This is a genomic window from Microvirga sp. Mcv34, from assembly GCF_024519725.1.
Classification (GTDB): Bacteria; Pseudomonadota; Alphaproteobacteria; order Rhizobiales; family Beijerinckiaceae; genus Microvirga.
In genome coordinates, this window is record NZ_JALJRK010000119.1 from 1 (window position 1) to 9,264 (window position 9,264).

11 protein-coding genes are annotated in these 9,264 nt (G+C 64.5%); 3 read left to right on the forward strand and 8 right to left on the reverse strand.

The annotated features are described in order from the left end of the window. Positions 1–247: 247 nt before the first annotated feature. Positions 248–1,273 (forward strand): class I fructose-bisphosphate aldolase, encoded by a 1,026-nt coding sequence (locus OC446_RS27590; RefSeq protein ID WP_262032151.1) that lies wholly within the window; start codon positions 248–250, stop codon positions 1,271–1,273. A gap of 313 nt (positions 1,274–1,586) precedes the next feature. On the opposite strand, the gene OC446_RS27595 is transcribed toward OC446_RS27590, so the two are convergent. The 8 genes from OC446_RS27595 to OC446_RS27630 form a co-directional block, all read right to left on the reverse strand. Beyond that, a complete protein-coding gene (locus OC446_RS27595; RefSeq protein ID WP_262032161.1) occupies positions 1,587–2,303 on the reverse strand; it encodes an IS6 family transposase in 717 nt (238 codons plus the stop codon). A gap of 138 nt (positions 2,304–2,441) precedes the next feature. Continuing rightward, complete coding sequence (locus OC446_RS27600) at positions 2,442–2,726, reverse strand: chaperone modulator CbpM (protein ID WP_262032152.1); 285 nt, start codon at positions 2,724–2,726, stop codon at positions 2,442–2,444. Then, on the reverse strand, positions 2,727–3,632 hold the full coding sequence (locus tag OC446_RS27605) for a DnaJ C-terminal domain-containing protein (protein ID WP_262032153.1): 906 nt from the start codon (positions 3,630–3,632) through the stop codon (positions 2,727–2,729). Between the two features lie 749 nt (positions 3,633–4,381). Further along, positions 4,382–4,648 carry a hypothetical protein gene (locus tag OC446_RS27610; RefSeq protein WP_262032154.1) on the reverse strand — a complete coding sequence of 89 codons (267 nt, stop codon included), beginning with the start codon at positions 4,646–4,648 and terminating at the stop codon, positions 4,382–4,384. A 73-nt stretch (positions 4,649–4,721) separates the two neighbouring features. Then, positions 4,722–5,210, reverse strand: coding sequence for an Hsp20 family protein (locus OC446_RS27615; protein WP_262032155.1), 489 nt, complete (start codon positions 5,208–5,210; stop codon positions 4,722–4,724). Between the two features lie 582 nt (positions 5,211–5,792). Next, the gene (locus tag OC446_RS27620) at positions 5,793–6,086 is read right to left on the reverse strand and encodes a hypothetical protein (RefSeq protein WP_262032156.1); all 294 of its coding nucleotides are present in this window, start codon (positions 6,084–6,086) and stop codon (positions 5,793–5,795) included. Positions 6,087–6,358: 272 nt separating this feature from the next. Continuing rightward, the gene (locus tag OC446_RS27625; RefSeq protein WP_262032157.1) at positions 6,359–7,399 is read right to left on the reverse strand and encodes a YsnF/AvaK domain-containing protein; all 1,041 of its coding nucleotides are present in this window, start codon (positions 7,397–7,399) and stop codon (positions 6,359–6,361) included. 80 nt (positions 7,400–7,479) lie between these two features. Further along, positions 7,480–7,839 carry a PepSY domain-containing protein gene (locus OC446_RS27630; RefSeq protein WP_262032158.1) on the reverse strand — a complete coding sequence of 120 codons (360 nt, stop codon included), beginning with the start codon at positions 7,837–7,839 and terminating at the stop codon, positions 7,480–7,482. Between the two features lie 178 nt (positions 7,840–8,017). On the opposite strand from OC446_RS27630, the gene OC446_RS27635 reads away from it, so the two are divergent. Continuing rightward, a complete protein-coding gene (locus OC446_RS27635; RefSeq protein WP_262032159.1) occupies positions 8,018–8,506 on the forward strand; it encodes a YsnF/AvaK domain-containing protein in 489 nt (162 codons plus the stop codon). Beyond that, positions 8,503–8,916, forward strand: a complete 414-nt coding sequence (locus OC446_RS27640) for a hypothetical protein (protein ID WP_262032160.1) — start codon at positions 8,503–8,505, stop codon at positions 8,914–8,916. The genes OC446_RS27635 and OC446_RS27640 overlap by 4 nt, the downstream gene beginning before the upstream one ends. Positions 8,917–9,264: the final 348 nt, after the last annotated feature.

Consider the following 9,264-nt stretch of genomic DNA (forward strand, 5'->3'; position numbering starts at 1 on the left):
AGCTCGTCTTGCGCAACGTTGCAGTCGACGGATGCCGCCTCGACCTCGCGGTGCGGCGCGCCGGAGGCGAGGTGGCGACGCATGTTCTCAGTAGGACCGGTGACGTGCGGGTCGAGATTGCCGCCTGAGACCGACGCGGTGAGTAAAGCGAGGTCCCGTAGGCAACAGCTCCAAAAAGACAGTGATCCCGCCCGTTCAGAGCCTTCGGGACCTTTTCGGTAAGGTTGTTCATCAATGGAGGAAACGGATGAATCTTGATCATTTGACACAAACCGCCGCGGCCATGGTGCGGCCCGGGAAGGGCATCCTGGCAGCGGACGAAAGCTCGGGGACGATCAAGAAGCGTTTCGATGCCATCGGTGTTGAGTCGACCCCCGACAACCGGCGCGACTACCGCGAACTGCTCTTCCGCTCGTCGGATGCGATGAAGAGCTACATCTCAGGCGTCATCCTCTACGACGAGACGATCCGGCAGGCCGCGAACGACGGGACGCCGCTGGTGAAGCTGATCGAGCAGGCGGGCGCGATTCCTGGGATCAAGGTCGATCTCGGCGCCAAGCCGCTGCCCTTCTGTCCCGGCGAGACGATCACGGAGGGCCTCGACGGCTTGCGCGAGCGCCTCAAGGAATATGCCGGTCTCGGCGCCCGGTTTGCAAAATGGCGAGCTGTGATCGACGTCGGCGAGGGGGTCCCGAGTTGGACGGCCGTGAGGGCCAACGCCCATGCCCTGGCGCGCTACGCGGCGCTCTGCCAGGAGCAGGACGTGGTGCCGATCGTCGAGCCTGAGGTCCTGATGGACGGGGCGCACGACATCGACCGCTGCGCCACCGTGACGGAGTTCGTGCTGAAGACCGTGTTTCAGGAGCTGTACGAGCAGCGGGTCGTGCTCGAAGGCATGGTGCTGAAGCCCAACATGGTGATCGCCGGCAAGAAGGCGCCAGTGCAGGCGCCCGTGGAGGAGGTTGCCGAAAAAACCCTCATGGTGCTCAGGCGCTGCGTGCCCGCCGCCGTGCCGGGCATCGCCTTCCTCTCAGGCGGCCAGTCGGACCAGGAGGCGACCGCCCACCTCGACGCCATGAACCGGACCAGCAGGGCGCCGTGGCGGCTGACCTTCTCCTACGGCCGTGCGCTCCAAGCCGCGCCCCAGAAGGTTTGGTCTGGCAGCGCCGAGAACGTCGAGGCGGCCCAGCGCGCCTTCTCCCACCGCGCCCGGATGAACAGTCTGGCTGCGGCAGGCCAGTGGAGGCGCGAGCTGGAGGAAATGGCAGCGTGATCTCGGGCCGTTGAGCGAGCATTGAGTTCACAGGCAAGGAGGCAGCATGATCATGGAGCAGCGCCCAGTCGAGTGCAAATACTGCGGCAAGTTCTACCTCCAGCCCTGCAACGAGGAGCGGGAGAAGACTTGTCAGAACATCAAACTCAAGGGCAGGAAGGAGGCGGCATGAAGCTCACCGCGATTTCAGAACGCCGTCCCCCATGAGCATGGCGGGGGTGCAATGCCGAAGTTGCTCCAGAAGGACGAGACTTTCGGTTTTGTCGCAAGTCATGGCTGAGGACAGAAAGACGCCCGAACAGCTTGTCACTGCTTATGCGACGAGCTGCTCGGCGAGGGACAGCTGCGGCGCGCAGGCAAATTTTGCCTGTCCCTTGCGCATCATGTGAGCCATCTCGATTCCACCGAGGATCGCACGTGCGTTGTCCATGGACTTGAACCCGAGCATCGGCCGCACTCGGCGCTTGGTTGCACGATGATCTTGCTCAATCCGATTGTTCAAATAGCGCCTCTGACGGATCCGGATTGGCTTCAGCTTCCGCCGTGACCGATCCTGCAGCCGGTCTGTCGTATCGCAGGGGAGGATTGCCTCCCGGTTGGTCCGGCTGCCGTCGATCACAACACGCTCAGGCCGGCCAGGCCGCTTGAGCGTCTTATCGAGGAAGCGCTTGGCAGTTGTCAGATTTCGTCTTTCGCTGAACCAGAACTCAACGGTGTCCCAATTGCTGTCGATGGCGCTGGAGAGATACCGCCATTGCCCATGGACCTTAATATCGGTTTCATCAACATGCCATGTACCGGCGACTGCTCGTTTGCGCCGATTGAATCGCTCCAGCAGTTCCGGTGAGTAACGAACAACCCAGCGATGCACCCTCGCATGGTCGACTGAGATACCCCGCTCGGCCATCATCTCCTCCAGGTTACGGAGACTTAGATTGTAGGCCAGATGCCACCCGATACAGAGCAGGATCACAGACCGCTCAAAACGCCTAACCTTGAATACGCTACTCTCCGTCGCTGTGACGGGCAGGATTAGCTGAACTCTGAAACAAATCCTTGCGACAAATCCCGGGCGAACGGACTGCCTCCGCCAGGCCGCCGGAGAAGCGTGGCGTTGGAGGCTATCCCACTCGGACGGATCGGTCTCTTCGCTCACCAACTGCCGGGCCTATGCCCCAGGTGGTCGGTTGGCTCCTGCAAGGAGGAGCTCCCGCAGAATGCTGCGCAGGCCATGAACCTGGTCGATGAGGTTCAGAACGATCCCTATGCCTTCGTGGTTGACCCCGATCCCGTCTTTGAGGTCCCGGATGAGCCGGGCCCGCGCCACGTCCAGCTCGGAAAATGCCAAGCCTCCTTGCCCCCGCTGAGGGAGGAGCCACCCTTCTTCGACCCACACCTGAACGGTTCTGGCGTCGACGTCCAGGCGCAGCTGGAACTCATCTAGGGTCAGCATCTACGCCTCCATGTGATCCCGCGGATTGTAGGACGATCCGCCAGCCCACCGCTCCGCAAACGCTTCGAGCTCGGGATCCGGACGGTCGGGCAGGACGACCTTCAGGACGGCGTGCAGGTCGCCTCGCGTCCCGTCGGGCCGTGGCACGCCCTTGCCCTTCAGCCGCAGGATGCGGCCCGTGTTGCTGCCTTTCGGAACGGTGACCATGACGGGCCCGGTCGGCGTCGGGATTTGAATGCGGCCTCCGAGGACGGCTTCGCGGAGGGAAACCGGCACGTCGAGGCGGATGTCGTCGTCCTGGCGCGTGAAGAGCCGGTGCGGACGGACATGCATCTCGATCAAGGCGTCGCCGGGCGGACCACCACCAATGCCCGGCTCTCCCTTGCCGGCGAGGCGCACCACCTGGCCGTCGCGAACGCCGGCCGGAATGACGATGTCGAGTGACTCGCCATTAGGCAGCACTGCGGTCTTGCGGGTGCCGTTCACCGCTTCGAGGAAGTCGACGGCGAGACGGAAGCGGATGTCCTGCCCGGGCATCGCGAAGCGGCTTCGTGCGCCGCGGCGGAGCAGTTCCGACAGAATGTCCTGATCCATGAAATCCGCGAAGCCGGCGTCGGAGGTGTAGGACGGCCCCGCGTCCTCCGCCGCGAAGTCGCGGTAGTACCGCCGCCGTGGCCGCTCGGCGCCCGACGCGTCGATCTCACCCCGGTCGAAACGAGCGCGCTTTTCGGGGTCGCTGAGCAGGTCGTAGGCGGCTGAAACCGCCTTGAAGCGGTCCTCGGCCGTCCGGTCTCCGGGGTTCAGATCCGGGTGGTACTTTTTGGCCAGTTTCCGGTAGGCCTTTTGGATCTCTTCTGCAGACGCATTGGGCTTCACGCCAAGCAATTCGTAAGGGGACTCGGCCACGACCTCCCTCCATTCAACCGAGCGTTACATTTCCTAGCAAACGCGCCACGCGCACCTGACGCAGGTGCAAAACGCGGATGCGCCGGTCTGGATCCGTCCACGCGAAGAAGCCTGACCATCCATCTTCCAAACGGATTCCTGCTCGCGCTCTGTCGCTTCCTTCGTCCGCGAAGCGTCAGTTTGCAGTCGGGGTGACTCGGTGTCGGATCAGGCAGGCTGTCCAATGAGCGCCTCAAAGGCGATAGGAGCCTCATGCGGTCGATCAGCAGCCAGCTCGCGCTTGTTGATGATTCTGACGGGCTTTAGCGTGTGGACACCCGCAATCCGTCTCCTGCCAAAGCGTTTTTACACGACCAAGACCCGTTGCAGACGTCCGATGTTTGGTGGTGGGGACGCCACGAATCCAGTAGCTCCGGGGAGACGCAAGATCGTCCTCCACCCAGTCGTGGGGCCAGACCACACCGCCTGACAGGGTGTCCGTCGCCACGTGCCGAAGTAACCGAGCTGCTACGGGCTTCTCATCGGCGCCTCCGACATACCCGAAGATGACCGGGGCCCGCCATCGTTCACGGGGATGAGGCACCACATCGTCGGATGACGCGGACACGGACGCGGGGGTCACCAGGGCGCGATCCAAGTCGGGCAGGTCACGGACTTCGCGGCGACGAGCGTTGGCATAGAGCCAAGGCAACCAGATGATGGCCCCTTGGACGGAGGGACGGAGGCCTCGGCTCTCACCTCATACCCCGTCAACTGTGGCTGTAGTCCAGCGCTCGGAGGGCATCGAGGATGTCGTCGATCACGACAACGGCTCCGGAACCGGGGATTTGCCGCCATCCGGGTCGGCCTTCGACCGAACAGGCGTCCGACGCCCATTCAGCGAGCAAGGCCCGCTTCTCGCCTCGCGACAGGAGGGCATGCCCGAGCACCTGGTGCGGATGCGTGAAAGAGTGACTGAGCCCGTGATGGGGACACGTCAGCTCGCTCGCGATGTCGTCTCTGAACGTTTGTTGCATTGATCCCTCCTGAGTTCTGCAAACGGTCCAGCCTCGGGCAGGGGGCGCCCGAGGCGATGTGCGGCTGGCGCGCTTACGCGGCCCTGGTCTTTTGCGGTCCGTGCTCGATCTGCTTCGCGTTGTCCTGCGCCATCACAGGCTGATCGTTCGTGGCGATCTCGATCCGGCGCGGCTTCAAGGCCTCGGGCACCTCGCGCACGAGATCGACCGTGAGCAGCCCGTTCTCCAGGCTCGCACCCGTCACCTTCACGTGGTCGGCGAGGTTGAACGTCTGCTTGAAGGCGCGGGTGGCGATGCCGCGGTGCAGGTACTGCTTGTCCTCCTCGGCAGCCTTGTGTCCGGTCACCAGCAGGGCGGAGCCGTGCTGGGTGAGCTCGATCTCGTCCGGGGAGAATCCGGCCACCGCCATGGTGATCCGGTACTGGTCGTCGCCAGCCTTCTCGATGTTGTAAGGCGGCCAGTTGGTCATGGGCTCGACCCGGGCGGTCTGATCGAGCAGGTCGAACAGGCGGTCGAAGCCGACCGTGGAGCGGTACAGGGGGGAGAAGTCGAAGGTTCTCATAGCCACATCCTCTTTGGAGCAACATGGATCCGAGAGCGCCGGACACCGCCGGCGCCCGTGTGCCAAGCTCGTCCGAGCCTTGGCGACCATCGATTTGGGAATGGGATTTTGGGTCGTCAAGACCGTCGACCCCACCAATGCAGCGCGGTCAGCCGTCCCAAATATTGGGAGCCCTCAGACATGTTTCGTGGCTCGACCGCGATGCGGCTGGGGCTGGAGCGTCCCAGGTTGGGCGGGCCTTCTGGGGGATGGTCGGTGCGCGCATATAACTGGGAAGCGCGCTCGAGGAGCATCAAGTAGCGGTCAGGATGGTCTGTCCCCCAAGCACGCCTTGGAGGACTTCGCCCGCAAAGACGGGATCCTTGCGTCCGAACTAGCATCGGTCGCCGCCGAGCTGGAGCAGCAGTGCCAGTCCGAGGGCGCTGCCATGCTTCAAGAGGCAAGCCACCGCTACAGGAGCGTACAGAACCGCATCCTTGCGATGGCGTTGGATCAGGGGGAATGGCCCTCCTGAAACCTACATTCCCATCGCGCATCCTCAACCGGAGCAGGTGGGGACGTCAGGAGAGGCCAGGAAGCCGTCTACTTGCGCCTGTCGTTGTCGTACACGTTGGTGCGGCCCGTGGTCGTCCCGGAGGTGGCCGAGGTACTGCTCGTGCCTGCCGTGGTGGTCCGTGCCCGCCCGCGCATGAAGTACCAGATGAGACCGGCAATGATCGCCAAGCCGATGATGATCCACAACCAGGAGCCGCCGCCATCGGTTGTTGCGGGCGCGCCGGGCGAGCCGGATGGGGCAGGCGGCGTGGCCTGGGCGAGGGCAGCGCCCACTCCAGCCAGCGTCACGATCATCGAAGCGTAGAGCCTGTTGCGCATCATGTTCCTCTCTCGGCCACAGGGGCTACGGATCAACGTTGGCCGCAAGCCCGCGTTCCTCTGACCGCAAGGGCTTGGACAACTTCAGCCCTTGCGGGTGATCGGGCCGCTCAGACCCAGCGGGACGAGACCTCGTGCTCCGTCGGCAGGCGACCATCCGGGGTTGAACTGGTCGACCGCGTCGGGCAGTTCCTCCGACAGTTCGGACAGGAGTTGCTGGCGCGGCAGCCCGGAACGGAGAGGGAAGCCCGGCTGAGCCGGGCTTCCTCATGTTGTTAGCGATCTCGATCGCTCGGGGTGCCCGTGGTTCCAGTGCGCGAGACAGTGTTGCCACGCTCATCCTCCACATCGACCTCGGTCTTACGGACAGTGTCGGAGATGGTCTCGGTCCGCTGCTCGGCTTCTTTGCGGACCACCACTTCTTCGACCACGCGCGCTTCCTTCGAGACAACCGCCTCCTCGGCCCGCTCCTCGACCTCGATGGTGCGTTCCTGGAACGGATCACCAGCAAGAGTGCCAGCCTGCGTGGTGCTGGACACCGGACGGCGCTCCACGGCAACACGCTCCTCGCGCAGGGTGACCTGCTCCTGCACCGGACGCTCGACCACACGCGAATGCAGGCGCACGCGGCCGCGGTTCACCTCGCGCTTGCCCACATGCAGCTCCTCCTCGGCAACGGGGATAACCTCGTCCGCACGATCGGAGTTGGTGGAGGCGCGACCCGTCAGGCCGGCTGCGGTGCTGCTGCCGGTCGTGGTGCTGGCGCCCGTCCAGCCTTCGGACCGCCAGGTGTTCTCGCGCTCGTCGAAGTCCACGGTACCCTCATCATCGAGGATGTCGACGATCCGGTCCACGTCGGCCTCGGAGGCACGGACAGTCACCAGCGCGCCACCCCGGCGGATGCCCTCGGCGTAGGCATGCGCATCGTTCTCATCCACACCCGCATCGACCAAAGCTCCCGCGATGCCGCCCACGGCTGCACCGGCGCCGGCGCCCACAAGCGTGGACACCAGCCACCCGGCCGCGACGACGGGGCCGAGACCCGGAATCGCCAGCATGCCGAGGCCGGCCAGAAGGCCTGCGCCGCCGCCCGCCAGGGTGCCGACCGTAGCGCCCGTGCCGGCGCCGTCGCTGACGTCGTCATGATGGTTCGTGCCGTCGAAGGTGCGGGTGGCGTGCGACGAGTAGCGGTCGCCCTCGTTGCTGGCGACAAGGCTGATGTCGCGGTGCGGGACCCCGGCGGATTCCAGTCGGCGGACGGCCTCGGACGCATCCTCGTAATTGTCGAAGAATGCCGTGATGGTCTTGCTGGTCATGATCGGTTCACTTCCTCGGTTGGGGGCCACCGTTCGGCGGTGTCCCGGTTGTCAGATGAGTTTTAGAAGTCGCGTCCGGCTTACTGCGCCTGCACGGTGCCCTTGTAATCGACGGCTACGCTGACGGACTTGCCGTCGCGCTCCGCCTTGCCGCGCCAGATGCCCTGATCGTCCTTGCGCAGCTCCGCGACGTTCCTGAAGCCCTGCGCCTCGATACGGGAGCGCGCCTGTTCTTCCGTGAAGCTGTTGGAGCCAGGCTCGACCGTGCCGGTGGACTGCGGGCTGTCCGCAGGCTTGTGGGTGACGGCCGGGTTGGACGCGCCGCTGTTTGTCGGTTGCGCGGTTGAGGATCCGGTGCCTTGGGTGTTCATCGATTGGGCAACGGCAGCCGTGGCGAGGGTGGACAGAACGGCGAGTGTCGCGAAGCCGAGGCGTCTCAAGGTGATTCTCCTATGTGTCAAACACGTAGGAGCTCAATGTGCGACCACAGCAACGGTTCCTAACGCCAGGCTTGCGGACGGAAGCTGTTCCTGCAGGGGAGCCGCTTCATGAGCCTCTTTGGCGCCGGGAACTCCCATTCCGGGCATCCGTTGGTTGTCGCTTACCCTGAGAGGATCGATGGCCGACCCAGTCACGAACCCGAACACGACGGATGACCAAGAGCCGATGCCTGTCCTTGATGATGTTCTGAAGAGCAGCGCACGCACCGTAGCCGAGGACGTCATCCCGCTGGTTGAGGAGACCGCCACCATCAGCAAGCGGCAGGTCGTCTCCGGACGGGTGCGTGTGCGGACGATCACCGACATCGTTGAGGAACTCGCTAGCGCGGACGTGCAGCGCGAGGACGTCGAGGTCACCCGGGTGCCCGTCGGAAGGATGGTCGAGATGGCCCCGGAGGTCCGAACCGAGGGCGACGTGACCATCGTGCCGGTGTTGGAGGAGGTGCTCGTGGTCGAGAAGCGCCTGGTGCTTAAGGAGGAGTTGCACATCCGGCGCCGTGTTGCCGCTGAGACCGTCGAGGTGCCGGTGACCCTGCGCAAGCAGCGCGCGGTCGTGGAGCGGCTCGCCCCCGATGCGTCAGACCCTGACAAGGAAGCGAGGTCATGAGCTCTGGTACCGTGACAGGACCCTCCACCCGGCGACCCGTCACGGCCTTTTTCCGCCGCCGCGCCGATGCCGAGGAGGCCGTCGGCCGCCTTGCGGCCGTTGGCATCTCGCAAGACCGCGTCCGCCTCACAGAAGGGAATAGCGAGCGCAGCCTGCAACCCCCCGAGGGCATGCGCCCGCTGCCTTTTCCTGAGGCAAGCGCCAAGCTGTGGGCGTCCTTGCGCCACCTGTTCCTGCCTTGGGCGAACCATGACACGAGCCTGGATGACCCGCAGTGGGACGGATGCCTCGTATCCGTGAGCCCGAGCGATGCCGACCATGAGCTGATCGTCGCCATCCTGGTCAATAAGGGCGTGATCAAGGCTGCGAAGCATGGAAAGGTGGCAGTTTTCCCGAGTAAGAAACCCTAGAAGAACGAGTGGGAGCCGGGGTCCGAGAGATGATGGGGAGCGGTCCGGATCGCCCGGACTATGCCTCACCTTACTTCCGGCTGGTCCGAGCCGCGCCCCTCCGCCATGATCTGGAGCATGTCGTCGGGCAGCGGGCGCTGCAGCTTGAGCGTGAGGCGCGGCGATCAGGGTGGAAGTTGAGCGGCAATCAGAATGAGAGGTGACGGTGCGATCCGTCAGGACCGCACCGTCTGGCCGTCGCGGCCGACCGGGTAAGGAACAGGCTTCTTCACGCCAATGAGGAACCTACCCTGTGCCCGGCCGCCACATCACCGACTGCCAGATGAGATGGGATGGTTGCCGCCCTCC